The sequence below is a fragment of the Methanoculleus sp. UBA374 genome (assembly GCA_002508705.1).
Taxonomy (GTDB): domain Archaea; phylum Halobacteriota; class Methanomicrobia; order Methanomicrobiales; family Methanoculleaceae; genus Methanoculleus; species Methanoculleus palmolei.
In genome coordinates, this window is the sequence record DAYL01000018.1 from 80,494 (window position 1) to 104,314 (window position 23,821).

A 23,821-nucleotide genomic window follows, 5' to 3' on the forward strand; every position below is an offset into this window, starting at 1 on the left:
GTCCGGGTTGACGTTTGCTCCGGAGTACATGGGTATACATTGTGGCTTTCGGTATAAAACACTTTTACTTGCTGTTATTGTTAAAACATTGTGGTTTACTGGCGGATGGGAACCGGCCCCGAAACTCTTATGCGAGATCCGGCGCCAGGAGTATCCATGGACCAGGAGAAGGCCTGCACGGCCTGCAGAAAGAACCTCGTCCCGCGTGAAAAAGGACCGGAGAAGGCACCGCAGGGGGAGGACACCCTCTCCGGGGCCGACCGCGCGCTCTCGAACCTCGACCTGATCGAGCAGGTCTGCAGGACGACGACGCTCGAGGACCCGCTCGCAATCGCCTGCAGGATCATGCAGCGTCCCCAGATCAGCCTCCACGGCCCGGAGCACCACTTTCTCGTGCCGGCCGTCCTGATCGCGGCATACTACAACCACCGGGGGAGCCCGGAGAAGAAGGACCCGGCGCTCCGGCAGGCGAGGAAGCGGGCCGAAGCCGTCCAGCCAGCCTTCTGCGGCACCCACGGGACCTGCGGCGCGGCGATCGGCACCGGGATCTTCATGAGCCTGATCACGCACTCCGGCCCGCTGAAGAAGGAGGAGTGGTCGCTCTCGAACCAGATGACGGCGCGGAGCCTGACGGCGATTGCCGTAAGCGGCGGGCCGCGCTGCTGCAAGCGGGACTCGTGGCTCGCGATCGGCGAGGCGGTGAAGTTCCTCGCCGAGAAGTGCGATATCCATCTCCCGGTGACGGAACATATCGCGTGCGAGTACGCCACCATAAACCAGGACTGCACGGGGTATGAATGTCCGTTCTACCCCGGTGAGGAGACCGGTGCGTGAGGGGGCATACCCCCGCATATCATATAAGTAGCAACGGCGGACAATACCTTACGGAGATTTTCTTATGACTGACCAGACGAATGGAACGCAGGTCGTGCTCCACACGACCATGGGAGATATTACGATTCGCCTTTACGACGACATGCCCGTGACTGCGGGGAACTTTGCAAAACTGGCGAGATCCGGATTCTATGACGGCACGATCTTCCACCGGGTGATCGCCGGGTTCATGATCCAGGGCGGCGACCCGACCGGCACCGGGACAGGCGGCCCGGGCTACACCATCACCGACGAGTTCGTGAAGGGCCATTCGAACGCCCGCGGGACGATCGCCATGGCGAACACCGGCCGCCCGAACAGCGGCGGCAGCCAGTTCTTCATCAACCTGGTGAACAACGACTTCCTCGACTGGGACAACCCCAAGACGCCGAGCGCCCACCCGGTCTTTGGCGAGGTGGTTGAGGGGATGGACATCATCGACAAGATTGCGAAGGTGAAGACGAGCTCTTCCGACAAGCCAAAGACGCCCGTCCGGATCGAGAAGGCCGAAGTCGTGGAGTAACCCCCTCTTTTTTATGCGCCACAGTGACGCCGGCCACGATCCGGCAGAGATTGAGGAGCGGATCGGCTACACCTTCAATGACCACGCACTTCTTGAGCGGGCGCTCACCCGCCTCGCGTACACCCTGGAGGCGGGCCTCCCCCCGGACGGCCACATGGACGCCCTCGCCACCCTCGGGGACGCGGTCATCAACGTGGCCGTCGTGGAGGCGGTCGTCATGGGCGGGGTGCACGATAAAGGCGCGATCACCAACCGGAAGATGAACCTGGTGAACATGACCCGGCTCCGCGGGCTCGCGGAAGACCTCCGTCTCGCCGACTACGTCCGCTGGGGAAAGGGAGAGGCCGCCCAGAGAGTCTGGACCTCCGGCCGGGTCCTCGCCGAGTGCCTGGAGGCGCTCGTCGGCGCCGTCTACCTGGACGGCGGGATGCGTGCGGCCGCCGGAGTGCTCCGGCACCTCGGGCTCATCGAGAAGGCGTAATCCCTCGTCCGTTCTCCTCCCTCACCGGGGCGGCGGCCGGCGGGCGCATCAGGAGCCAGGCGGCGACGAACCCCACGGCCGCGAGGGCCGCGACCAGCGGAAAGACCCCGAGGTAGGTCCCGGTCGCCGTCCGAACAAACCCCGCAACCTGCGGCCCGGCGATGGCGCCGGCACCGTAGGCAAGGAAGACGACTCCGTAGCAGCGCGGGTAGTCGCACGTCCCGAAGTAGGACGCCGTCGCCGTCGGCGCGATGGCGAGCCAGCCCCCGAGGCAGCCCCAGAGGACGGCGAACGCAAGGACGTAGGCGGGGACCCCCGGCACGAGCCACATCAGGACCGACGCGGCCGCAATCAGGACAAACGTCAGCATCGCCGCCTTTTGCGGGGTTATCCTGTCGGCGAGGCTGCCGAACGCCGGCCTTCCTATGCCGTTGAAGACGGCGAAGAACCCGACGAGAACCGTTGCGAGCCCCGCCTCGACCCCCGCCACCTCGGTCCCGACCGGCTTTGCAATCGAGATCGCGGCGAGGCCCGCGAGGCACCCGATGAAGTAGCAGGCGAAAAGCCCGTAGAAGGCCCCCGTCCGGAGCATCGCCCTCCGGTCGCACTCAGAGATCGGCGCCGTGCCGACTCCGGGCGGGGGAGGCGACCAGCCCTTCGGTCGCCATCCTCCCGGCGGGAACCGGAGCGGGAGGGCGGCGAGGACCAGCACGGCGATGAGCGCGGCCCCGAATACCCGGAACGTCGCCATCACTCCGTAGGCGGCGATCAGGGCTCCCGCGGCGTTTGCGGTGACGAACGCCGAGAACCCGAACCCGAGCAGGGTAAGCCCGACCGCAAGCCCCCGCCGGTCCGGGAACCACCGGGTCGCCACGGCGACCGGCACCCCGTAGGCGATGCCGACCCCGAGCCCCCCGATCACCCCGTAGACGACGTAAAGCGCTTCGACCGACGTCGCCGTCGAGGCGAGCAGCCACCCGAGGCCGGTGAGGAGCCCGCCGACGATCGTCACCCTTCGCGGGCCGTAGCGTTCGATGTATTTCCCGGTAAGCGGCATCGCTACGGCGAAGAAGGCAAGGAAGACCGAGAACGGGAGGAGCACCTCCCCCGCCGTCACCTCCCGGCCGAGCGTTGCGGTGAAGTAGGCGGCGAGCGGAGAGACAAAGACGCTCCAGGAGTAGATGCTCCCGAGGCAGAGGTTGATGAGGAGGCCGAGGGCCACGAGCCCCCACCTCCCCTTCTCCGCAGGCATGCCGAAGATCTCTGGCGCATCAGGCATAGGGTCATTCCTCCAGGGTGGATATGTCCCCCGGGTCCATCCCGAGCTCCCGGGCTCTTAAGACCCGGCGCATGATCTTGCCGCTCCGGGTTTTGGGGAGCCGGTCCACGTACTCGATCTCGGCCGGCACCGCGACGGGCCCGAGGCTCTTTTTGACATGGCGGGCGAGTTCGCCGGAGAGGCCGTCGTCCGGGATTACTCCCGCGCGGAGGGTGACGAAGGCCTTGATGGCGTTCCCCTTCAGGGGGTCGGGTTTCCCGATGACGGCGGCTTCCGCCACCGCATCGTGGGAGACGAGCGCGCTCTCGACTTCCGCGGTGCCGATGTTGTGCCCGGCGACGACGATCAGGTCGTCGGCCCGGCCGAGGACCATGATGTAGCCGTCTTCGTCCTTCACCGCGAGGTCGCCTGCGGTGTAGCATCCGGGGATGGTGTTCCAGTAGGCACGGTAGCGCTCGTCGTTGCCGTGGACCCCCCGGAGCATGGCGGGCCAGGGCTCCCTGACGACCAGGAACCCACCGGTGCCCGGCGGGACCGGTCTCCCCGTCCGGTCGACCACGTCCACGACGGCGCCGGGAACGGCCTTTCCGACAAACCCGGGCTTCATCGCCTCACCGATCATCGTGGTCGCCATGTGCATCCCGGTCTCGGTCTGCCACCAGGTGTCCACGATGGGGCACCGTCCGCCGCCGATCCGGTGATAATACCACTCGAACGCCTCGGGATTGAGCGGCTCGCCGACGGAGCCGAGGACCCGCAGCGTTGAGAGGTCGTACTTCGCCGGCCACCGGTCGCCGTAGCGCATGAACATCCGGATCGCGGTCGGGGCGGTGTAGAAGACCGTCACCCCGAGGTCCCGGACCTGCCGCCAGCAGGCGCCCGGGTCCGGGTGGTCGGGCGCCCCTTCGACGATGACGACGGTTGTCCCGACGGCGAGCGGGCCGTAGACGACGTAACTGTGGCCGGTGATCCAGCCGGGGTCGGCGGTGCACCAGTAGACGTCGCTCTCTTTGATGTCGAAGACGCACTTCGTCGTGTAGTAGGCTCCGACCGCGTAGCCGCCGCAGGTATGCACGATGCCCTTCGGCGCCCCGGTCGAGCCGCTCGTGTAGAGGATGAAGAGCGGGTCCTCCGCGTCCATCGCCTCCGCCGGAGAGGACGGTGCGGCGGCGGCCATGAGGTCGGCGTAATCGACCTCTCGGTCGGGGTCGAGGTCGACCTTCGGGTGCTCGCGCCGGAGGACGACGACCCGCTCGACGGACGGAGTCCGGGTGAGCGCCTCCGTCGCTATCTCCCGGAGCGGGACGGTCTTTCCCCGCCGGTATGCGACGTCCGCGGTGATGAGGACCTTCGCTGCCGCGTCGTTGATCCGCGTTGCGAGCGCGTCGGGTCCGAACCCCCCGAAGACGACCGAGTGGACGGCTCCGATCCGGGCGCAGGCGAGCATCGCGACGACCTGCTCGGGGACGAGCGGCATGTAGATGCAGACCCGGTCGCCCTTCCCGACGCCGAGGAGTTTTAGACCGTTTGCAAACCGCATCACCTCGCGGCGGAGACCGTCGTAGGTGAAGACCCGTTCTTCCTCTCCCCCTTCGCCGCGCCAGATGATTGCCGGCTTATCCTTCCGGTCGCCGGCGGCGTGGCGGTCCAGGCAGCTCGCGGTGATGTTCAGCTGCCCGTTGACGAACCATTTCGCGTAGGGGTAGTTCCACTCCCTGACCTGGTCCCACGGCTTGAACCAGACGAGTTCGCGGGCGACCCGGTCCCAGAAGCCCTCCGGGTCGCGCATGAACTCCCGGTAGGCCCGGGGGTAGTCCGGCACCCGGGCGGCCGCCCTGCATCGGGGGTCGGGGAGGTAGCGTTTCTTCTCCAGTTTCACGGCAAACGTCTCTTCCATAGTCCCTCTCGTTCACGTGGTTGATCATGCCGGGTCCCGACAAGGGCCCCGGTACTGCTCAAAGCGGCTGATCTTTCCGGTCCGGCGACCTCCCGGTCACCGATCCGCGGTTCTGTTGTTCTCTCAGTGGTCGCCTCCTATTCTACATGATTAATAATGTATAATGTGGGATAAACATTGTGGTCGCGTGATTGCCGGGACCGGAGATCTCTCAAAACCGGAAACGGAGAATAAATGTGGCGTTCCGGGGCGCTGTTCTGCAACCCCGGTACTTCGCTAAAGTAACGTTCCGGGGAAGCCCCCGGCGGTCGAACTACCGACTTCCGGGTGCTGCCGACTCTCGTTACGGCGTTGCGGGAGGCCGTATCGATGCCGGGCGCTGACATAAGCGAGGTACTGATTCTGGAAGATTGCGGTTTTGAGGCGGGGAACGACTGGCCTCGAAGGGCGGGAGTTTGAGAAGACCGATGGTCTTCGCGGGGGTTTCCGGTATGGGTATCCTCCGCGGTTCCCCACGGTCCACTTCACGGAAACATGCCCGGGGAAGGGCGAACCGGGCGGACGCCCGTACGTCTGCCTACAGCCACCCTTTCCGATTGATGGCCACCGCAATGAGCGAGGAGACGATCAGGGAGAGGACGAGGATGATGAGAAACCCGTAGGGGTTATCCTGGAGGGGGACCGGGACGTTCATCCCGAGAAAACTTGCTATCATCGTGGGGATCGCGAGGATGATGGTTATCGACGTGAGGAGTTTCAAGATGTTGTTGAAGTTGTTCGATATGATCGATGCAAAGGCGTCCATCGTCTCCGTGAGGATCGTCGAGTAGGTGTTGGCCATCTCGATCGCCTGCTTGTTCTCGATGATGACGTCTTCAAGGAGGTCGGCGTCGTCCTCGTACATCCGGAGCGGCTGGAACGTCAGGGTTTTGTCGAGGACGATCTGGTTACTCTTAAGCGACGTCGAGAAGTAGACCAGGCTCTTTTTCAGGTTCATCAGCTGGATCAGTTCCCGGTTCCGCATCGACTGGTTCAGTTCGGCCCCGATCTGGTCGGATATCCGCTCGATCTGGCGCAGGTACTGGAGGAAGTAGGATGCGTTCCGAAAGAGGATCTGCAGCACGAACCGGGTCTTCTTAAAGGTATAAAAGTGCTTTACCCGGCCGGTTGTGAAATCCTCAATGATCGCGTTCTCGCGGAGGCAGACGGTGACGATGGTCTCGGGCGCGACGATGATCCCGAGGGGCATCGTCGTGTAGAGGATCGTCTGCTCCGGATAGGGCATCGGAATATCGATGACGATCAGGGTGACGCCGTCTTCGCTCTCGGTCCGCGGGCGCTCCTCCTCGTCGAGCGCCGCCCGGAGATAATCCCCCGGTATCGAGAGTTTCGTCGCGATCTCCCCGATCTCCTCCGCTGAGGGGTTGATCACGGAGACCCAGGACCCGGGTTCGAGCCGCCCGGTCTCTTCCGTCTTTGGCACCGGGGCCGCTTCGACCGTGCGATAGATGCGGAGCATGTCGTCACCTCATCCGGGAGTTCCTCTTCTATCTGATTGTCTGCATAGCGGGATGAAGGTATGGACGGCCGGATACCGCTGTCCGGCACCGGGGCCGTCAACTTCCGTTGAAATTCTCGATCTCCAGCTGAAGCGTCTGGAGGTCGACGACAAACGCCCGCGCGGGCGTGGGGTTGATGTTCATCTGCTTCTGGAACGACGTCTGGGACTGCCAGGTGCCGGTGTTCACCCCGAGGACGCCCCGGTAGTGGGTGATGCCGCAGATGTGGACGTGCCCCGTGAGGAGGATCTCGGGGAGGGGATCGATGACGAGCCGGTCGGTCTTCATCGCGGCGATGGGGGTCCGCATTCCGTAGGGAGCGGCAAGCAACCGGCGTTTCAGCATCTCCTCCATGATCTCGCCCGGCCGTTCGTAACTTGCCCCCGGGATGAGCCCGATCATGTCGTCGATTGCCCGGCCGTGATACATCAGGACCCGGACGCCCTGGAGATTCAGCAGGCAGGGGTTCTCGACGAGGGTGCAGTTCGCCGGGAACGTCCCGGTGAACTCCGGGGGGATTGCCGGCTGCGGTTCGGCCATCCTGACGACGTCGTGGTTCCCCGGGGCGGCAACGATCTTGATCCGGGAGGGCAGGTCCCGGAGCATTTCGCCGAAGATGTCGTACTGCTCGTAGATATTCTTGATCGTCAGTTCGTTCTCCTGTCCGGGATAGATGCCGATGCCGTCGACGAGATCGCCCGCGATCAGGAGGTAGCCGGCGTCGGAGTCCTGGAGCCAGTCGGCGAACCGGTTCCACGCCCCGTCGAGGAAGGTGTTGCTCCCGACGTGGACGTCGGAGATGAGGACCGCCTTTCCGGGCCGGTCGCTCTTGAACGGGGCGTTGTTGATGGGGATGTCGGGGCGGAAAAGCTGCTCGGCGAAGAGGAGCCCCCCGTCGTTCGAGAGTTTTCCCTTGACTCCGATCACCTCGTCAAGGAGGATCCGCTCGGCTTCCGCGAAAGCGTCGCCCTTCCCCTTATTGAAGAGCACCCGGATGGTCCCGGTAGGGTCCTCCACCTCGACGAGCCGGTGCCCCTTGGGGGTCGTCCGGACGTCGGCCACCATCCCGATGATGCTGCACTCCTCGTCCCGGTAGCGGTGGGGGGATTTGACCAGCGCCTCGATCGGCATCGTGGCCATCCTGCCCCGCATCATTGAGGAGAGGCTGTTGTAGCGGTCCCGGAAGTAGTGGACGGCGTCCTCGTGCCCGCTGACGCTCCCTGTCGTCCCGGCGCTCCCCGCGATCACTTCAAGCTCCGGGTCGACGAGGAACCGGGTCCCGTCCCGGACCTTCCGGAGACCCGGGATATGCTCGGGCGAGACGACCAGGGTGCCGCCCGGGACCGCCGCCGCTATCCGGTCGATGAGCGAGGGATCGTTCTGCTCCCGGATGTAACTCACGACGTCGGGATGGACCTGGTGGTTTAGCGCAAGGAACCGGCGTACGATCTCGGCGTTGGCGAGCATGGACTCCATGATATTCTCCCCCGGGCAATATGGGTTTATCTTTTTCGCGTTTCACCCCCGATCCGGATGATCCGGGGAACTTATGTATATGAAGGGATAGCATTCTCTTTAGAACAATGTCGGATAGCACCTGGCTGCAGCGTGCAGCATCGGCTCTCACCGCGTTCCGGGAGAGCGACCACCCGGTCGTCTCTCTCGCCCGGGACCTTCTCTGGGTCGTCGCGGTCGTGGGCGGGATCGCCCTTCTTCTCTACCTCTTCGCCGGCACCTGGCCGGCGGTGGTCACGATTGAGTCGGAGAGCATGGTCCCGAACATGAACGTCGGTGACCTGGTGCTCGTCGTCGACGAAGACCGGTTCGGCTCCTTGACGACCTGGGCCGAGGGAGAGCTGACCGGCTACTCGTCCTTCGGGGACTACGGGAACGTGATCGTCTACCGGCCGAACGGCGCCGATTCCGTCCACCCGATCATTCACCGGGCGATGACCTACGTCGATACCGCGGCCGTGGTGGAGTCGGGCCTCGGGCAGTACTACGAGGACCCGCACGGCGGCTACATCACCAGGGGGGACAACAACCCCTCCATCGACCAGGGGAACCTCCGGATAGCGGGCGTCGGGGTGGTCGAGCCGGTCAGGAAAGAGTGGATCGTCGGGAAGGCCCTCTTCTCGGTGCCGCTCATCGGCTACCTGCCCCTGCACCTTGCGGAGTTCGCCGTCATCGTCATCATCGTTATCCTCATCCACGACTTCGTCCTTGCACGACGAAATGAAGAGAAATAAATCCAGGGACTGCACAAGAGAGTTGTTAACGATGCCGCACTCATTGCACGAATTGCTCGACGACGTGCTCGCCGGCCACCGGCTCACGGAGGAAGAGGCGGTGCGTCTCTTCGAGACGCGCGGCCGGGACGTCTGGGATATCGCCGCCGCGGCGGACGCCCTCCGGGAGCGGAAGGTCGGGGGCATCACCACCTACGTCCGGAACCAGAACATCCACGTCACGAACGTCTGCAAGAATCTCTGCGGACTCTGCGGGTTCGGACGGCGGGCCGGCGACCCGGGGGCGTTCCGCGACGACCTCGCGACCGTGCGGGAGAAGGCCCGGACGGCGATGAGCCGAAACGTCACCGAGATCTGTCTCCTCTCGGGGGTGCATCCGGACTACACGCTCGACTCCTACGTCGACCTCATCTCCTGTGTGCAGGAAGTCGCCCCCTCCGTGGACATCCATACCGCAAGCCCGGACGAGATCGCCTGGGCGGCGGAGCAAAGCGGGGTCTCGACCGTTGAGGTTATTGAGCGGCTCCGCGAGGCGGGCCTCGGGACCCTGCAGGGGACGGCGGCCGAGATCCTGGTGGACCGCGTCCGACAGGTGATCTGTCCGAATAAATGCGATACGGCGACCTGGGTCCGGGTCATCCGGGAGGCGCACCGCCTCGGCATCCGATCGACGGCGACGATCATGTACGGCTCCTGCGAGAGCGAGGCGGACCGGGCCCGGCACCTTGCGATCCTCCGGGAGATCCAGGACGAAACCCACGGGTTCACCGAGTTCGTCCCCCTCTCGTTCCTCCACGAGAAAACCCCTCTCTACCGGGCGGGGCTTGCCCACCCCGGGGCGACCGGCCGGGAAGACATCCTGATGACCGCGGTCGCCCGGCTCTTCCTCGATAACTTCGACCACATCCAGGTCTCCTGGGGAAAGGTGGGGACGAAGATGACGGGGCTGTCGCTCCTCTCGGGTGCGGACGATTTTGGAGGGACGATGTTCTGCGACGACGTCTCGCTCGACGCCGGCGGGGAGGGTTCCGACTACCTGGACCCGGCCGAGATGCAGCGGATCGCAAACGACCTCGGGCGGACGCTCCGGCAGCGGACGACGACCTACGAGTTGGTGTGAAGCCGGCCTTCGGCCGTCTCACATCCGGTTCAGGGCCTCCCTTCCCGGCATCCCTATCTCGATGCGGCGCTGCACCGCCGGGAGGTTTGCCGCCTTCACCTCGGCGTCCATCAGGTCGTCGAGGGTATCGAGGGTCGAATCCTCCGAGACCCCGACGATCGCTGCAGGGATCTCGTTGTTTGCCAGCGCTTCGATGTCGAACCCGTCGGTCCCGATCATTCCCTCATCGGTCACCCAGGCCATCAGGCTGGTGCTCCCGACCGGGATGACGTAGCCGAATGCGTCCTTGTAACTGAGCCTTGTGCGTTGGTGACACAGGATCTGCTGAGCCATGGCTGCGGGAATGTCCCCGGTGATTAATAAGTGTATGCCCTCCGGCGGACGAACCCGGCATCCGACGGTAGCGGCACTTTCTTCGAGGATGTGCCCTTTCAGTCCTCCGGCCGGAGGTATCTGACGATTGTATCCGCAACGCCCGCGGCGCTCTTCATCGCGTGTTCGTCGGAGAGGACGTCGCCCGGCATATACCCCCTGGCGCAGACGTAGCCGAGGTATGAGAACTCGTGGGCGTTCAGGAACCCTTCCAGCGTCTCGAGGGAACGTTCGCCCCCCCGGTCGGCGCAGACGGCGACGGCTACCGCTCTCCTTCCCGCGAGCCGTCTGTCGTGATAGAGGGAGTAGGTCCGGTCGATCAGGTTCTTCGTCTGGCCGTTGATGTCGTAGTAATATGTCGGGGCGCCGAGGACCAGCACCTCGCAGTCGATCATCTTCTGCGCTACAGAACCCCAATCGTCGTCCTCCGTTACGCACCACTTCGCCTCCCGGCAGGCCTCGCAGCCGGTGCAGGGCCGGATATCCATATCGGCGAGCGTCAGGTATTCGGTCTCGATGCCCGCCTTCCGCACCCGGTCGAGGATGGTGGTGACGAGGAGTGCGGTGTTGCCGTTCTTGCGCATGCTTCCGGAGATGCCTAGGACCTTCATGACCTAGTGCTCGCTCCCCTCGTTCTTGATTCTTGTGATCCGGGCGTCGAGGCCAAGACCCCGGAACGCTGCGAGGACCTCCCGGACCGGGTCACCCGGGCGGTAGAAGAGGTGGGAAGGGCAGGTGCAGTCGCTGCACCCGAACCCGGGGACGAAAGACCCGCCGACGGCGCGGGCGAGGTCGCACTCGCAGTCCCGGTCGGTGACGGCGGTGACGGCGGCGGCAAGGGTGAAGCGCGGGTCGAGGAGGAGGCGGTCGATGTGCCACCGGGGCTGGCGGTCGCGGAGGAAGGCGAGGTTTACGTGCCTGTTCACCCGGGCAAGCCCGCCGCTCCCCTGCGCCGAGCCGACGTAAATGTGCCGTCCTTCCGAAAACTCCCTTGTCCCCGGGGCGCCGATGCGGACTTCACAACGCGGGTTTTCGAGGATGAGGGCGTAGACCCCCTTATCCATGGTGCCGGAGCGCCTCCCGGGCGGCCGCAATATGCCTCCAACCGTCGCAGGCGACGGGTTCGCCGTGTCCAGGATAGAGCCCCTCGACCGCAATCTTGCTCAGACGATCGAGGGATGCCGCGAGCGCCGTGCGGTCTCCGCCGGGAAAATCGTAGCGTCCGAAGGAACCGCCGGTGAAGACGGTGTCCCCCGAGAAGAGCACCTTCGCCGCCGCGTCGTAGAGGCAGATCCCGCCCGGCGTGTGCCCGGGGGTGTGGATCACGCGGAGGCTCCCGACGCGGTCGCCGTCGGAGAGAGTGACGTCGGGGACGATCCCGGGTGCCCGGGCGCCGAAGTGCCCGGCGAGGCTCCGGGCGTCGTCGGAGAGGCCGGGCGCGTCCGCTTCATGGATGCAGACGACGGCATCGCCGCAGAGCCGGGATATCTCCCTGACATGGGCGATATGGTCGTAATGGGCGTGGGTGATGACAATCGTCTCGATCTCTCCGGCGTACGGTTCCACCGCCGTCGGGAGAACGCCCGCATCCACAAGGATCTTCCCGTAAACGAACGAGTTGGCATAGGCCGTGCCGCTTGCGATCCACCGGACTGGCATGCAGACTAATATGGCTTCCGGACAAATGGTTTTTATGCATACTCTGATCTCCGCATGCCTGAGCGGGGTTCCCCCGGAGGTGGAGGCAATCGCCCGGGAAGAGGACCTCGTGCCGTACCGTGCCGCACGGGCCGTCGCCCGCGGACGGATCGTCATCCCGGCAAACCCCGTGCGGGCGCACCGGCTCTGCGCCATCGGGGAGGGGTGCAGGGTGCGGGTCAACGTGAACGTCGGGACGTCGGGAACCCGGTGCGACGAGGACCTCGAGGTCGAGAAGGCGAAGGCGGCCCTCCGCGAGGGGGCGGACGCATTGATGGACCTCTCGACCGGCGGTGATCTTGCCCGAATCCGGCGCCGGGTTCTCGCTCTCGACGCACCCGTCGGGACGGTCCCGGTTTACGAAGCGGTGCGGCGGGCGGGGAACGCGGCCGACGTGGACGCCGATCTGCTCTTTTCGGTGATCCGGGAGCACTGCCGACAGGGCGTGGACTTCCTGACCCTGCACTGCGGCGTGAACCGTGAAGCCCTCGCATCGCTCCAGGCAGACCCCCGGACGATGGGCGTTGTCAGCCGGGGCGGGGCGTTTCACGTGGCGATGATGGCCGCGACCGGCGAGGAGAATCCTCTTTATGCCGAGTATGACTACCTGCTCGAGATCCTCGCCGAGTACGACGTGGTTGCAAGCCTCGGCGACGGGATGCGCCCGGGTGCGCTCGTGGACGCCGGGCGCCTCGCGAAGACGACGGAGTACCTGACGCTCGGGCACCTGGCGAAGCGGGCGCTTGCCGCCGGGGTGCAGCGGATGATCGAGGGGCCGGGGCATATCCCGGCCGACCAGATCGGCTACAACGTCCGGACGCTCAAGGAGCTGACCGACGGCGCCCCGCTCTACCTGCTCGGTCCGCTCGTGACCGACGTGGCGCCGGGCTACGACCACGTGGTGGCGGCGATAGGCGGCGTGATTGCCGGAATGAACGGCGCCGACTTCCTCTGCATGGTCTCGCCGAGCGAGCACCTGGCGCTCCCGGACCTCCACGACATCGTGGAGGGGACGAGGGTGGCGAGGATCGCCGCGCACGTCGGGAGCCTCTCCCGCGCCGCCGCAAAGACGAAGAACCGCGAGATCCGGATGGCGGAGGCGCGGCGGGCGCTCGACTGGGAGAAGCAGTTCGAGACGGCGCTCGTCCCGGAGGAGGCCCGGCGCATCCACGAGCGGGACGGGGAGATCGAGACCTGCTCGATGTGCGGCGACCTCTGCGCCATAAAGATGGTGCGGGATATCCTCAAGGCGCCGCCGAAGGACCGGCCGGAGCCCTGAGGGGTTTTCGCCCGCTATTCACTTCCCGCCGAACTTCCCGTCGATCCAGGCGCATATTGCGTCCCGGCTCCGCCGGTAGGCCGTAAAGACCTTGTCCGGGGTCCCGGTGGCCCTGGCCGGGTCCGGGAAGTCGGCGTGGATCGTCTCTCGTGTCCAGGGAAACATCGGGCAGACCCCCCCGGAGCAGAGCGCGACCACGTAGTCCATCTCTTTTCCGTCGAAGAGGCCGAGGTCTTTCGCCCGCTGCCCGGCGATATCGATCCCGATCTCGTTCATCACCTGCACGGTCGTCGGGTTGAGCGCCGTGGGGGCGATCCCGGCGGAACAGGCCTCGTAGCGGTCGCCGTAGCGGGCGCGAAGGTAGCCTTCGGCCATCTGGGTCCGGTCGGCGTTATTCGTGCCGATGAAGAGCACTCTCTGCTTCATACTCTCTTCTTATCGGCCGGGGTAAAAAGGGTATGTCAGGCGCCGGAGACGCCGAGGATCCGGACCGCGAGCAGGGCGGCGTTCTCGCCGTTGTCCACTCCGACGCAGGCCACCGGGACGCCTTTCGGCATCTGGGCGATCGAGAGGAGAGCGTCGAGTCCCATCAGTTTTCCGCTCACCGGGACGCCGATCACCGGCCGCCGCGTCTTCGAGGCGATCACTCCCGGGAGGGCCGCCGAGAGCCCGGCGATTGCGATGAAGACCCGGGCATTGCTCCCCTTCACGTATTCGTCCAGTTTATCGGGGTCGCGGTGCGCCGAGATCACCCGGTAGTCGTAGGATACGCCCTGCTCCTTCAGAATCGCAAACGCCTTCTCCGCGATGGGGCCGTCCGAGGCCGAACCGCAGATCACTGCGACATCAACCATAACTCCTTCTGGTATGCTTCTGCCTCCTCATCTCTCTGTCGATACCGCATCGTGGGAGAGGTTGATATGAATCCACATCCAAGTTCCTTGAGGAACTTGCGTCCAGATTCGACTAGACGATAGGGACTGATCTATCATGGAAAACGAACCGCTCCTTATGATCCCCGGGCCGGTACCGATCCCGCAGCGGGTCCGCGCCGCAATGACACGACAGGCCATCAACCACCGCGGTCCCGAGTTCGGGGCCGCGTACGCGGACACCGTTCGGACCTTAAAGACCCTCTTTGGCACCGCGAACGAACTTTATATCATCAGCGGGTCGGGGACCGCCGGCATGGAGGCCGGCGTCGCGAACTTCGCACGGGACAGAAAGATCGTCTCGCTTGTCAACGGCAAGTTCGGCGACCGGTTTGCCAAGATCGGAGCACGCTACGGCAGCGTTACCGCCCTCGAATCGGAGTGGGGGACCCCGCTCGACCTTGACGGCCTTGCGCGGGAACTCGAGGCCGGGGCCGAGGTCGTCACCATGGTCCACAACGAGACGAGCGCCGGTATCAAGAACCCCGCGCCCGAGGTCGGAAAACTTGCCCGGAAGCACGACGCGCTTTTCATCATGGACGGGGTCACCTCCATCGGCGGCGACGACGTCCGGATGGACGAGTGGGGCGTTGATGTCGCCGTCGTCGGCTCGCAGAAGTGCCTCGCCGCCCCGGCGGGTCTCGCGGCCGTTGCGGTCAGCGAACGCGCCTGGGACCGGATATCCGAGAAGCGCCCCTTCTACCTCGATATGGCCGCATACCGCAAGAGCGGCAAGAGCGCCCCGATGGAGACCCCTTACACCCCGGCGGTCCCGCTCTTCCTCGCGCTGCACGAGGCCTGCAGGATGATCGAGGAGGAAGGCGTCGGTGCCCGGATCGCCCGCCACCACCGGATGGCAGCCGCCGTCCGCGCCGCGGCGAAGGGGTGGGGCGTCGACCTCTTCCCGAAGCTCGACGCGTACCACGCCTACTCGAACACCGCGACCGCCATGCGGATTCCGGGCGGCGTCACCGACAAAGACCTGCGGGGAACCGTCAAGAAGTTCGGGATCGAGATCGCCGGCGGCCAGGACCACCTCAAGGGCAAGATCTTCCGGATCGGCACCATGGGCGGTGTGGGAGCGCAGGAAATCCTCAGCACCCTTGCGGCCGTCCAGTTCGCTCTCAGGAAGGCCGGGTTTGAGGCGGGCGACGGCGTCGAGGTGGCCGCCGGGGTGCTCCTCGAATGAAGATCGGGATCGCCGACACCACGTTTGCCCGGGTCGATATGGGCGGGATCGCCGCGGATGAGATCCGGAAGCATGCGAGCGTGGGGCTGGAGCGTTACGTCGTCCCCGGCATCAAGGACCTCCCGGTGGCGTGCAAGAAGTTGATCGAGGAGCGGGGGTGTGACCTCGTGATGGCGCTCGGGATGCCCGGGCGGGCCGAGAAGGACAAGGTCTGCGCTCACGAGGCTTCGCAAGGCCTCATCCTCTGCCAGCTGATGACCAACAAACACGTCATCGAGGTCTTCGTCCACGAGGACGAGGCGAAGGACGCAAAGGAGCTCGCCTGGCTGATGGAGCAGCGGACGAGGGAGCATGCGGTGAACGCCGTCAGGCTCGCCCTCCACCCGAAGGAGCTTGAAAAACTCGCCGGGACCGGCCAGCGGCAGGGGTTCGAGGATGTCGGGCCTGCACGTCTCTAGTGCGAAAAGTGAGGATTATCAACAACCGGTGCGAGTAGTACCATAAGGATAGGATTGAAATGACGATAAAACTTGGATTTGTCGTCGCGGAGTTCAACCGCGACATCACCTATATGATGGAGATCGAGGCCCGCGAACACGCCCGGTTCCTCGGGGCGGAGGTAACCGAGACGTTCTACGTTCCCGGCGCCTACGATATGCCGCTCGCCATCAAGAAACTGCTCAACGAGGGGAATGTCGACGCGGTCGTCACGATCGGCTGCGTTATCGAGGGCGCCACCCAGCACGACGAGATCGTCGTCCAGCACGCGGCGCGTAAGATCATCGACCTCTCTCTCGAGTACGATAAGCCCGTCTCTTTAGGCATCTCCGGGCCGGGGATGACAAGGATGGAAGCGACCGAGCGTATCGACTACGCCAAGCGTGCTGTGGAGTCGGCCGTGAAGATGGTCCAGCGATTGGGATGAGAGGCCTCTCGGAGAAGATTGCGGCAATCGCCCCCTCCGCGACGATCGAGATCTCGAACGCGGCAAAGCGGATGGCACAGGAGGGCATCGACATCATCAGCCTCTCCATAGGGGAGCCGGACTTCGATACCCCGGAGCACATCAAGGAGGCCTGCATCGACGCCCTCCGCCGTGGGGAGACGCACTACGCCCCGAGCACCGGGATTCCTGCGCTGACGGGCGCGATAGCGGAGAAGATAACCCGGGAAAACGGGTTTTCTGCACGGCAGGGCGAGGTGATCGTCACTTGCGGGGCGAAGGACGCCATCTACGAGGCGATGGAGGCCGTGCTGAACCCCGGAGACGAGGTGATCGTCCTCGATCCCTCGTGGGTCTCCTACGAGCCCTGCGCCCGGCTCAGCGGTGCGCGCGCCCGGCACCATGCTCTCTCTCCCGCGACGTTTCAGGTCGACGATACGCTGCTTGAGGCCGTCGGGACCCGGACGAAGATGATCGTGGTCAACTCTCCCTCGAACCCCTCCGGTGCGGTGCTGAACGGGGACTCAATCCGGCTGATCGCCGATATCTGCCGGGACCACGACCTTTTCGCTCTCTCCGACGAGATCTACGAGAAGCTGGTCTACGGGAAGGAGCATGTCTCTCTCGCCTCCCTTCCCGGGATGGCGGAACGGACGATCACCGTCAACGGGTTCTCGAAGGCCTACGCGATGACCGGGTGGCGGGTCGGCTACGCGGTCGCTCCCCGGCCGATCGTCCGGCAGATGGAGAAGGTGCAGCAGCACACCATATCGCACCCGACGACGTTTGCGATGTTCGGCGCCCTCGCTGCGCTCCGGGGCAGCCAGGACTGCGTTGAATCGATGCGCCGCGAGTTCGAGCGTCGGCGCGACTACTTTGTCCCGGCGCTCCGCGACCTCGGCTACGCCACGGCTCCTGCGGACGGGGCGTTCTACGCCTACGTGATGGTCGAGGGCGACGATATGGCGATCGCCCGCTCGTGGCTCCGTGAGGCCCACGTGGCGGTCACCCCGGGAACTGCGTTCGGCACCCCCGGCTGGCTCCGCCTCTCCTACGCGACCTCGATGGAAAGCCTCAGGGAAGCCGTCGGGCGGATCGCGCGAATCTAAACGACCTTATCTTTGTATGAAAATCTGCGAAGGGTGTTGGTGGCCTCTCCTCTCTCACCCATGGCCACCCGGCCATTTTAATTCTCTATGCATGTTGCCCGGGCACCATGAGGGTTTTTAGCTAATTATCCGTCCACATCTCGCACTGACCGATGACGGTGGCGATAGCGTCTTCCATACCCTCCGGAGGGTACTTGTACTTCTTCAGCAGTTTCTTGACCATGCGGCGCATACCGGCGCGGGCGGACTCCTTCTTCTGCCAGTCGATGGTACGGTTTTTGCGGAGCATATCCGTGAGTTCGTGGGTCATCGCCACGAGTTCCTCGTTCTGGTAGAAGTCCTTGACAGCTTCGGGTCGGGTCAGGGCATCGTAGAACGCCAACTCCTCGTCGGTCAAGCCCATCGCGTCGCCCTCCGCTTGGGCAGAAGCCATATCCTTTGCCATCTTCATCAGTTCGGCGATGACTTCCTCGTTGGAGAGCATACCGTTGAGGTACGCTTTCATTGCACGGGAGAGCATTTCTGAGAATTTCTCGCTCTTGACGAGGTTCGTCCGGCGGTAAAGCGACACCTGCTCGGCAAGCAGCTTTTTCAAAATCTCGACGGCAAGGTTGCGCTCTTTCATCTTGGCGATTTCATCGAGGAACTTCGGGTCGAAGAGCGAAAATTCCGTGTTTACGTCGGAGAACAGGTTGATAACGCCCTCGCTCTGAATGCTCGCTTTCAGCAGTTCGTTGATACGGGCGTTGATTTCTTTCAGGGAGAGTGGCTTGCCCTCACCTGTGATACGGGTGAGGAGTGTCCGCACCGCCTCAAAGTAGGCGGCTTCAAACCGCTGCTCGGCATTGAGCAGCGAGCGGCAGAGGGACAAAGCCTGACGGAGTAGCATTGCCTCTTTGATAAATACGTCCTTTTTGCTCGGCGTGTCCGCGTAAGCCGCCGACGACTCGGCGACCATTGAAGCCCGCCGGTTGTAACCTTCACGGACCACACTGGACTTTGCTCTTTCAATGCTCGAAAGGAAGTTCACGCCGCCCGTAATGGTCCTGGCACGGACAAGGTCGCTCTCGGTCGCCATAAACGCCGAGTAGTCGAAGCCGTGGAATAGATCGCGGCAAACTTCCAGTTTCTCGATGAACTTCGGCAGCGCAGTCTTGGCAATGTCGGTATCGCCGTAGTTGTTCTTGTCGCGGTTGGTGTAGTCGTTCATCGCCTGCTTCAGCGCGGAAGCGATGCCGACGTAATCGACCACCAAGCCGCCTTCTTTATCCTTGTAAACGCGGTTGACACGAGCGATTGCCTGCATCAGGCTGTGTCCCACCATCGGCTTGTAAACGTACATTGTAGCCAGTGACGGCACGTCAAAACCCGTCAGCCACATATCAACAACGATAGCGATTTTCAGCGGGTCGTCATTGTCCTTGAACCGATTTGCCATCTCGTTGCGGTGGCGTTTGTTGCCAATGACGCCCCGCCACCCTTCGGGGTCTTTGTTACTCTCAGTCATCACCACGCCGACCTTCTCCGCCCATTCGGGGCGAAGTTCCAACAGTTTACGATAGATTTTCATGGCGATAGCGCGGGAATAGGAGACTATCATCGCCTTGCCCGTCAATTCGTACTGGCGGTTCTCCTCGTAGTGCTTGATGATGTCCTCGCACAGGGTGGTTATGGTCTGCTCCGCGCCGAGGATGGATTCCATCTGTCCGAGTTCCTTCTTGCTTTTCTCAATGGCATATGGCTCGGCGTTTTGTGCCATAATGTCGTACTCAGCATCTATGCGCCGTAGAATATCTTCGTCCAGTTTTAGGTGGATGACACGGCTCTCGTAGTAGACGGGGCGGGTCGCGCCGTCCTCCACGGCTTGGGTCATATCGTAGATGTCGATGTAGTTGCCGAACACCTCGATGGTGGAGCGGTCTTTGCTTGAAATAGGCGTTCCCGTAAAGCCTATGTAGGTCGCGTTGGGCAGGCTGTCGCGGATAATGCGAGCCGTCCCGAGGATGACACGGCCTGTTTTCGCATCCACCTTTTCCTCCAAGCCATACTGCCCGCGATGGGCTTCATCAGCCATCACAACGATATTTCGGCGGTCGGAGAGGATTTCGAAGGATTCCTCGAACTTCTGCATCGTGGTGAAGATGATGCCATTGGCTTGCCGTCCTGCGAGTAGTTCTTTCAGGTGAACACGGCTTTCGGCGTGTAGGGGTGTTTGGCGTAGGAAGGACGCGCACTTGGCAAACTGCCCGAAAAGCTGGTCGTCAAGGTCGTTGCGATCTGTGAGGACAACGATGGTTGGCGAGTTCAGAGCCTCTTGGAGTAGATGGGCATAGAACACCATCGACAGCGATTTGCCGCTGCCCTGGGTATGCCAGAACACGCCGCCCTTGCCATCCGTGACGGTGGCTTTGACTGTGGAGGCTACGGCTTTCCGCACGGCGAAATACTGGTGATACGCACCGAGAATTTTTGCGTCCCCAGAGAAGCAGATGAAGTTCCTGATAATGTCGAGCAACCGCACCTTGTCGAACATTCCCTCAATGAAAGTGTCGAATTGGGCGTACTGCGTATTCTCGTAACTGCCGTCTTTCGTTTTCCACTCCATAAAACGGTCTTCACCCGCCGTGAGAGTTCCCGCCCTGGACATGGCAAGATCGCTCATCACGAGAAAGGCGTTGTAGATGAACAGGGACGGTATCTCGTGCATATAGTTCCGCAGTTGCAGAAACGCCTCACTCACATCGGTTTCCTCGCGGGAGGGCGACTTCAACTCAAACACGACCACAGGCAGACCGTTCAGGAACACGATAATGTCCGGGCGTTTTTCGCTGTTCTCGGTGATTGTCCACTGGTTGGCGATAATGAACGAGTTCCGTTCTACGTTCTCGTAGTCCACGAGATACACGAGCGCAGCCCGTTGCTCGCCCCTGTCGTAATAGTTGATCGATACGCCGTTTTGGAGGTAATCCATAAACTGAACATTCTTCTGCTGGAATGTGCCGCCCTCGAAATTCTGCAGTTTATATATCGCCTCGGCAAGCGCGGCTTCCGGAAGTTTCGGATTGACCTTCCGCAGGGCGGGCAGCAACTCGTCTGTATAGAGCGGGTCGGTGTAGTCCCGCGTCAGGTCGGGCGCGTAAACATAGTCGTAGCCCAGGGTGCCGCGGAACACCTCTATGACAGCGTTTTCGTAGTTGGCTTCAGTATATGGCATAGGATAGCCTTCGCTTACATTCTATCGTCGCGCCCAAAGGTGATAAATCTCCTTAATTAACTTGTCTTTCATACTTCCTCCTGCCTTTCGATAAAAATTTGTTTTTTAGAGGCAGGGGGAGTGATAAATCATCATTTAGAGCAGATGGCGCAGGCGATCTTTAAGTCCTGGTTCGTGGACTTCGAGCCCGCCAAGCCATTCACAGAAATCGTGCAAGTCTTGGGTGGTGGCACTCCAAAAACTACGACAACTGAGTATTGGGACGGCGCGATACCGTTTTTCACACCAAAAGACGCTTCGGGGCTTTATGTGTTGACCACCGAAAAGTCTTTGACCGAAGCAGGGTTGAATCACTGCAATAGTCGACTCTATCCCGTGAACACCGTCTTTGTCACAGCGAGAGGTACTGTTGGCAAACTCGCAATGGCGGGTGTGCCTATGGCGATGAATCAGTCGTGCTATGCTCTTGTCGGTAATAGTGGGTATGGTCAGCATTTTGTCTATCACCTCGCCTTGGAAACAGTCGAACACCTAAAGCACAAAGCAAGCGGCGCGGTGTTCGATGCAATAGTCACCAGAGATTTTGAGAGCGAGATTGTCGCTGCCCCTTCGGTTGAGGAAGTAAGCTCGTTTGAGGGCAAAATAAAGCCCATTTATGAAGCCCTCCTCAACAACGCAAATGAATCTATACGCCTCGCCGCCCTGCGTGACACCCTCCTACCCCGCCTGATGTCCGGAGAACTATCCATTGCCAACCTCGGCTCCGCTAAATGATGATTTATCGCTGTGTTAACGGCAATCCGCACGTCGAGAGCGGAGAGTGTGTCGGCTATCGCCTGCTGTACCTCTATCGGCGGCACGGGCATTTCAAGCTCCTGAAAAGTCGAAGACGGTCGGGCTAAAGCGGGTACTCCGACCTGGGAGCTGTTAGAGAGTAGCTGATGCCGCCCCTCCCGTGAATGAAAGAAGTAGACCATATACTCAGGTAGCATTTCGTCCTTTTTGCATCTCACCCGAAATTGGCTCTGCGAAATAACGTACTTATCATATTTGCTATCTACAGGAATGTATGCTATTTGCCCCAGTGTGCCTCGATGCGTTATAACCACATCGCCACGTGAAGCCACAGCTTTCTTTAACGAAGCGGCTTTTTCTGGTGTAACGTAATTAAAGCTGTCCTCGCTAAGAGTGAAGCCCGTGAGATTGCTCCCGTTCAACACAGGGATGCCGGATGGAACAAAGCAATCGACCTTTATATTTGAGCCGAACGGTCCCATCGCGATTTCCTCAATCACATCGCCGACTCGTTTCATCTTATAGCTCATACCCAATCGCCCTCAGTCTTTTACGGATTTCGCCCTCCAGTTCGTGGGAACGCTTGAACATCTCGGAAAGTTCGTCAGTTAGCCGTGCCATTTTCTCCTCGAAGGGTTCGCCGTCATCCTCCTGCTCCTCAATGCCGACATAGCGTCCCGGCGTTAGTATGTAGTCCTGCTTGGCGATCCCCTCCGTGGTAACGGCGGCGCAGAAGCCTTTCATGTCCTCAAGCTTCCCGTCGTCGAACGCCTGAAACGTGGCGGCAATTTTGGCGATGTCCTCGACGGTCATCTCGCGTAGGCGGCGGTTGACCATCGTACCCATTTTGCGGGCGTCGATGAAGAGCGTCTTGCCCTTTTGCTTCTTGTTTCGGCTGATGAACCAGAGGGAAACGGGTATCTGCGTGGTGTAGAACAACTGTGTGGGCATGGCGATAATGCCCTCTACAAGGTCGTCCTTCACTATTTTCTTGCGGATTTCACCCTCGCCGCCGCTTTGGGAGGACAGCGAACCGTTGGCAAGTACCATGCCGATTTTTCCATTCGGTGCAAGGTGGTAAATCATGTGCTGAAGCCACGCAAAATTGGCGTTACCTGCGGGCGGAAGACCGTACCGCCACCGCTGGTCATCATTCAAACTGCCGTCGTTCCAGTCGGAGAGGTTGAACGGCGGATTGGCGAGGATGAAGTCAGCTTTCAGCGTTGGGTGCAGGTCGTTATGGAACGTGTCGGCGTTGTATCCGCCGAGGTTGGCCTCGATGCCCCGAATGGCAAGGTTCATCAAAGCCATCTTACGGGTGGTGGGGTTTGCGTCCTGTCCGTAGACTGAGAGATTGTCGATGTTGCCTGAATGGTTCTTTACGAAGTCCGTGGACTGCACGAACATACCACCGGACCCACAGCAGGGGTCGTACACGCGCCCCTTGAACGGCTGCAAGACCTCAACGAGCGTCCGCACCACGCAGGACGGCGTGTAGAACTCTCCGGCGCGCTTGCCTTCCTGCTCGGCAAACCTGGCAAGGCAGTATTCGTAGGTGCGACCGAGGATGTCCTTGTCTGTGCCGTGTTCAATCATCTGAATGTTGGTGAATAGGTCAACCACGTTACCGAGGCGGCGCTTGTCCAGTTCGTCACGGGCGTAGTTTTTCGGCAGGATGTCCTTCAGCCGCTTGTTCTCTTTCTCGATCGCCCGCATTGCGTCGTCAATCACCGTGCCGATCTCCTCTTTGTGCGCCGCTTCGGAAATGACGCTCCACCGCGCCGACTGTGGCACGAAAAACACGTTCTTTTCGGCGTAGGCATCCTTGTCCTCCACATCGTCATCCTCGGCAAGCAGTTCTTGATACCGTTCCTCGAACCTGTCCGATATGTATTTCAGAAAAATAAGTCCAAGAACGACGTGTTTGTACTCCGCCGCATCCACATTGCCGCGAAGGATGTCTGCTGCCGCCCATATTTGTTGCTCAAAGCCGATTGATGCAGTGTTATTTATTGTCGCCATTTTGTCGCACTCCTTTTCATTCGGCTCTATTTCCATGCTGTCAGAAGTGTCGCACTCCAGAGCCTTGCAGGTTTTAACAAATATATCGGTGTTCACACTTAGTCCTTTAGAAATCCTCACGAGGATTTTGAGTTGCCAAACATTTAAGTCACGATGTATTCTGTGTAACTCTTATGACAAAAAATATCCCGCGCGAGGTGAACGTGAAACTAACCAGGGGATGCAATTCATCCCCACGGCTCAAGCCGGGGACTTTCTTGCACCCCTTGAACCCCGGGATCTGAAAA

Annotated in this window: 23 protein-coding genes and 1 pseudogene; 11 read left to right on the forward strand and 13 right to left on the reverse strand. The window is 62.0% G+C overall.

What is annotated here, in order from left to right; all coding sequences use genetic code 11:
• Positions 1–156: 156 nt before the first annotated feature.
• The 3 genes from BRA42_RS05160 (at position 157) to BRA42_RS05170 (ending at position 1,877) form a co-directional block, all read left to right on the forward strand.
• Positions 157–834, forward strand: a complete 678-nt coding sequence (locus BRA42_RS05160; RefSeq protein WP_342686103.1) for a DUF5714 domain-containing protein — start codon at positions 157–159, stop codon at positions 832–834.
• A gap of 64 nt (positions 835–898) precedes the next feature.
• Positions 899–1,396 (forward strand): peptidylprolyl isomerase, encoded by a 498-nt coding sequence (locus tag BRA42_RS05165; RefSeq protein ID WP_342686102.1) that lies wholly within the window; start codon positions 899–901, stop codon positions 1,394–1,396.
• A 13-nt stretch (positions 1,397–1,409) separates the two neighbouring features.
• On the forward strand, positions 1,410–1,877 hold the full coding sequence (locus BRA42_RS05170; protein WP_342770286.1) for a ribonuclease III domain-containing protein: 468 nt from the start codon (positions 1,410–1,412) through the stop codon (positions 1,875–1,877).
• On the opposite strand, the gene BRA42_RS05175 is transcribed toward BRA42_RS05170, so the two are convergent.
• The 4 genes from BRA42_RS05175 to BRA42_RS05190 all read right to left on the reverse strand — a co-directional run bounded on the left by BRA42_RS05175 (position 1,861) and on the right by BRA42_RS05190 (position 8,079).
• Complete coding sequence (locus BRA42_RS05175; protein WP_342770285.1) at positions 1,861–3,156, reverse strand: L-lactate MFS transporter; 1,296 nt, start codon at positions 3,154–3,156, stop codon at positions 1,861–1,863. The two genes, BRA42_RS05170 and BRA42_RS05175, sit on opposite strands and share 17 nt — an antisense overlap.
• Before the next feature lie 4 nt (positions 3,157–3,160).
• Positions 3,161–5,053, reverse strand: a complete 1,893-nt coding sequence (acs, locus tag BRA42_RS05180) for an acetate--CoA ligase (protein ID WP_342771274.1) — start codon at positions 5,051–5,053, stop codon at positions 3,161–3,163.
• A gap of 577 nt (positions 5,054–5,630) precedes the next feature.
• Positions 5,631–6,572, reverse strand: coding sequence for a magnesium transporter CorA family protein (locus BRA42_RS05185; protein ID WP_342772099.1), 942 nt, complete (start codon positions 6,570–6,572; stop codon positions 5,631–5,633).
• A gap of 97 nt (positions 6,573–6,669) precedes the next feature.
• The gene (locus BRA42_RS05190) at positions 6,670–8,079 is read right to left on the reverse strand and encodes a DNA-directed DNA polymerase II small subunit (protein ID WP_292410812.1); all 1,410 of its coding nucleotides are present in this window, start codon (positions 8,077–8,079) and stop codon (positions 6,670–6,672) included.
• Positions 8,080–8,195: 116 nt separating this feature from the next.
• Between BRA42_RS05190 and BRA42_RS05195 the strand changes: the two genes are divergently transcribed.
• Together BRA42_RS05195 and cofH are read left to right on the forward strand one after the other, a co-directional pair.
• The gene (locus BRA42_RS05195; protein WP_342770559.1) at positions 8,196–8,861 is read left to right on the forward strand and encodes a S26 family signal peptidase; all 666 of its coding nucleotides are present in this window, start codon (positions 8,196–8,198) and stop codon (positions 8,859–8,861) included.
• Between the two features lie 31 nt (positions 8,862–8,892).
• Complete coding sequence (cofH, locus tag BRA42_RS05200; protein ID WP_292410813.1) at positions 8,893–9,981, forward strand: 5-amino-6-(D-ribitylamino)uracil--L-tyrosine 4-hydroxyphenyl transferase CofH; 1,089 nt, start codon at positions 8,893–8,895, stop codon at positions 9,979–9,981.
• 18 nt (positions 9,982–9,999) lie between these two features.
• Here the strand turns inward: cofH and BRA42_RS05205 are convergent, their stop codons facing one another.
• The 4 genes from BRA42_RS05205 to BRA42_RS05220 all read right to left on the reverse strand — a co-directional run bounded on the left by BRA42_RS05205 (position 10,000) and on the right by BRA42_RS05220 (position 12,012).
• A complete protein-coding gene (locus BRA42_RS05205; protein WP_292410803.1) occupies positions 10,000–10,314 on the reverse strand; it encodes a YunC family protein in 315 nt (104 codons plus the stop codon).
• A gap of 98 nt (positions 10,315–10,412) precedes the next feature.
• Positions 10,413–10,964: a flavodoxin family protein gene (locus BRA42_RS05210; protein ID WP_292410804.1), complete on the reverse strand. Its 552-nt coding sequence runs from the start codon at positions 10,962–10,964 to the stop codon at positions 10,413–10,415.
• A gap of 3 nt (positions 10,965–10,967) precedes the next feature.
• Positions 10,968–11,417 carry a GIY-YIG nuclease family protein gene (locus tag BRA42_RS05215; protein WP_292410805.1) on the reverse strand — a complete coding sequence of 150 codons (450 nt, stop codon included), beginning with the start codon at positions 11,415–11,417 and terminating at the stop codon, positions 10,968–10,970.
• Positions 11,410–12,012 carry an MBL fold metallo-hydrolase gene (locus tag BRA42_RS05220; protein WP_292410806.1) on the reverse strand — a complete coding sequence of 201 codons (603 nt, stop codon included), beginning with the start codon at positions 12,010–12,012 and terminating at the stop codon, positions 11,410–11,412. The genes BRA42_RS05215 and BRA42_RS05220 overlap by 8 nt, the downstream gene beginning before the upstream one ends.
• A gap of 25 nt (positions 12,013–12,037) precedes the next feature.
• Between BRA42_RS05220 and thiC the strand changes: the two genes are divergently transcribed.
• Positions 12,038–13,330 (forward strand): phosphomethylpyrimidine synthase ThiC, encoded by a 1,293-nt coding sequence (gene thiC / locus BRA42_RS05225; RefSeq protein WP_394339217.1) that lies wholly within the window; start codon positions 12,038–12,040, stop codon positions 13,328–13,330.
• Between the two features lie 18 nt (positions 13,331–13,348).
• Here thiC and BRA42_RS05230 read toward each other — a convergent pair whose 3' ends face one another.
• On the reverse strand, positions 13,349–13,756 hold the full coding sequence (locus BRA42_RS05230; RefSeq protein ID WP_292410808.1) for an arsenate reductase ArsC: 408 nt from the start codon (positions 13,754–13,756) through the stop codon (positions 13,349–13,351).
• Positions 13,757–13,791: 35 nt separating this feature from the next.
• On the reverse strand, positions 13,792–14,184 hold the full coding sequence (purE, locus tag BRA42_RS05235) for a 5-(carboxyamino)imidazole ribonucleotide mutase (RefSeq protein WP_292410809.1): 393 nt from the start codon (positions 14,182–14,184) through the stop codon (positions 13,792–13,794).
• A 136-nt stretch (positions 14,185–14,320) separates the two neighbouring features.
• Between purE and BRA42_RS05240 the strand changes: the two genes are divergently transcribed.
• The 4 genes from BRA42_RS05240 to BRA42_RS05255 are packed head-to-tail and all read left to right on the forward strand — an operon-like array spanning position 14,321 to position 17,503.
• Positions 14,321–15,451, forward strand: a complete 1,131-nt coding sequence (locus tag BRA42_RS05240; RefSeq protein WP_292410810.1) for a pyridoxal-phosphate-dependent aminotransferase family protein — start codon at positions 14,321–14,323, stop codon at positions 15,449–15,451.
• Positions 15,448–15,909, forward strand: coding sequence for a riboflavin synthase (ribC, locus tag BRA42_RS05245; RefSeq protein ID WP_342772100.1), 462 nt, complete (start codon positions 15,448–15,450; stop codon positions 15,907–15,909). The genes BRA42_RS05240 and ribC overlap by 4 nt, the downstream gene beginning before the upstream one ends.
• A gap of 59 nt (positions 15,910–15,968) precedes the next feature.
• Complete coding sequence (gene ribH, locus BRA42_RS05250; RefSeq protein ID WP_342686119.1) at positions 15,969–16,376, forward strand: 6,7-dimethyl-8-ribityllumazine synthase; 408 nt, start codon at positions 15,969–15,971, stop codon at positions 16,374–16,376.
• A complete protein-coding gene (locus BRA42_RS05255) occupies positions 16,373–17,503 on the forward strand; it encodes a pyridoxal phosphate-dependent aminotransferase (RefSeq protein WP_342772101.1) in 1,131 nt (376 codons plus the stop codon). The genes ribH and BRA42_RS05255 overlap by 4 nt, the downstream gene beginning before the upstream one ends.
• A 121-nt stretch (positions 17,504–17,624) precedes the next feature.
• Here the strand turns inward: BRA42_RS05255 and BRA42_RS05260 are convergent, their stop codons facing one another.
• Positions 17,625–20,717 (reverse strand): type I restriction endonuclease subunit R, encoded by a 3,093-nt coding sequence (locus tag BRA42_RS05260; protein WP_342770557.1) that lies wholly within the window; start codon positions 20,715–20,717, stop codon positions 17,625–17,627.
• Between the two features lie 144 nt (positions 20,718–20,861).
• Between BRA42_RS05260 and BRA42_RS05265 the strand changes: the two genes are divergently transcribed.
• A complete protein-coding gene (locus BRA42_RS05265; RefSeq protein WP_342771296.1) occupies positions 20,862–21,491 on the forward strand; it encodes a restriction endonuclease subunit S in 630 nt (209 codons plus the stop codon).
• Between the two features lie 56 nt (positions 21,492–21,547).
• On the opposite strand, the pseudogene BRA42_RS05270 reads toward BRA42_RS05265, so the two are convergent.
• Both BRA42_RS05270 and BRA42_RS05275 read right to left on the reverse strand, forming a co-directional pair.
• Positions 21,548–22,042 (reverse strand): annotated as a pseudogene (locus tag BRA42_RS05270) (restriction endonuclease subunit S); the annotation flags it as partial.
• Positions 22,032–23,570: an N-6 DNA methylase gene (locus BRA42_RS05275; RefSeq protein ID WP_422655883.1), complete on the reverse strand. Its 1,539-nt coding sequence runs from the start codon at positions 23,568–23,570 to the stop codon at positions 22,032–22,034. The pseudogene BRA42_RS05270 and the gene BRA42_RS05275, both read right to left, overlap by 11 nt.
• Positions 23,571–23,821: the final 251 nt, after the last annotated feature.

What these genes read in the sequence shown, in the direction of transcription:
- BRA42_RS05265 (WP_342771296.1), top strand. Translation starts at nt 20,862, where the DNA reads ATGGCGCAGGCGATCTTTAAGTCCTGGTTCGTGGACTTCGAGCCCGCC.
- thiC (WP_394339217.1), top strand. Translation starts at nt 12,038, where the DNA reads ATGGTTTTTATGCATACTCTGATCTCCGCATGCCTGAGCGGGGTTCCC.
- acs (WP_342771274.1), bottom strand. Translation starts at nt 5,053, where the DNA reads ATGGAAGAGACGTTTGCCGTGAAACTGGAGAAGAAACGCTACCTCCCC.
- BRA42_RS05215 (WP_292410805.1), bottom strand. Translation starts at nt 11,417, where the DNA reads ATGGATAAGGGGGTCTACGCCCTCATCCTCGAAAACCCGCGTTGTGAA.
- BRA42_RS05230 (WP_292410808.1), bottom strand. Translation starts at nt 13,756, where the DNA reads ATGAAGCAGAGAGTGCTCTTCATCGGCACGAATAACGCCGACCGGACC.
- cofH (WP_292410813.1), top strand. Translation starts at nt 8,893, where the DNA reads ATGCCGCACTCATTGCACGAATTGCTCGACGACGTGCTCGCCGGCCAC.
- BRA42_RS05275 (WP_422655883.1), bottom strand. Translation starts at nt 23,570, where the DNA reads ATGGAAATAGAGCCGAATGAAAAGGAGTGCGACAAAATGGCGACAATA.
- BRA42_RS05165 (WP_342686102.1), top strand. Translation starts at nt 899, where the DNA reads ATGACTGACCAGACGAATGGAACGCAGGTCGTGCTCCACACGACCATG.
- BRA42_RS05195 (WP_342770559.1), top strand. Translation starts at nt 8,196, where the DNA reads ATGTCGGATAGCACCTGGCTGCAGCGTGCAGCATCGGCTCTCACCGCG.
- BRA42_RS05260 (WP_342770557.1), bottom strand. Translation starts at nt 20,717, where the DNA reads ATGCCATATACTGAAGCCAACTACGAAAACGCTGTCATAGAGGTGTTC.
- ribC (WP_342772100.1), top strand. Translation starts at nt 15,448, where the DNA reads ATGAAGATCGGGATCGCCGACACCACGTTTGCCCGGGTCGATATGGGC.
- BRA42_RS05170 (WP_342770286.1), top strand. Translation starts at nt 1,410, where the DNA reads ATGCGCCACAGTGACGCCGGCCACGATCCGGCAGAGATTGAGGAGCGG.
- BRA42_RS05175 (WP_342770285.1), bottom strand. Translation starts at nt 3,156, where the DNA reads ATGCCTGATGCGCCAGAGATCTTCGGCATGCCTGCGGAGAAGGGGAGG.
- BRA42_RS05205 (WP_292410803.1), bottom strand. Translation starts at nt 10,314, where the DNA reads ATGGCTCAGCAGATCCTGTGTCACCAACGCACAAGGCTCAGTTACAAG.
- ribH (WP_342686119.1), top strand. Translation starts at nt 15,969, where the DNA reads ATGACGATAAAACTTGGATTTGTCGTCGCGGAGTTCAACCGCGACATC.
- BRA42_RS05220 (WP_292410806.1), bottom strand. Translation starts at nt 12,012, where the DNA reads ATGCCAGTCCGGTGGATCGCAAGCGGCACGGCCTATGCCAACTCGTTC.
- BRA42_RS05240 (WP_292410810.1), top strand. Translation starts at nt 14,321, where the DNA reads ATGGAAAACGAACCGCTCCTTATGATCCCCGGGCCGGTACCGATCCCG.
- BRA42_RS05210 (WP_292410804.1), bottom strand. Translation starts at nt 10,964, where the DNA reads ATGAAGGTCCTAGGCATCTCCGGAAGCATGCGCAAGAACGGCAACACC.
- BRA42_RS05255 (WP_342772101.1), top strand. Translation starts at nt 16,373, where the DNA reads ATGAGAGGCCTCTCGGAGAAGATTGCGGCAATCGCCCCCTCCGCGACG.
- BRA42_RS05160 (WP_342686103.1), top strand. Translation starts at nt 157, where the DNA reads ATGGACCAGGAGAAGGCCTGCACGGCCTGCAGAAAGAACCTCGTCCCG.
- BRA42_RS05185 (WP_342772099.1), bottom strand. Translation starts at nt 6,572, where the DNA reads ATGCTCCGCATCTATCGCACGGTCGAAGCGGCCCCGGTGCCAAAGACG.
- BRA42_RS05190 (WP_292410812.1), bottom strand. Translation starts at nt 8,079, where the DNA reads ATGCTCGCCAACGCCGAGATCGTACGCCGGTTCCTTGCGCTAAACCAC.
- purE (WP_292410809.1), bottom strand. Translation starts at nt 14,184, where the DNA reads ATGGTTGATGTCGCAGTGATCTGCGGTTCGGCCTCGGACGGCCCCATC.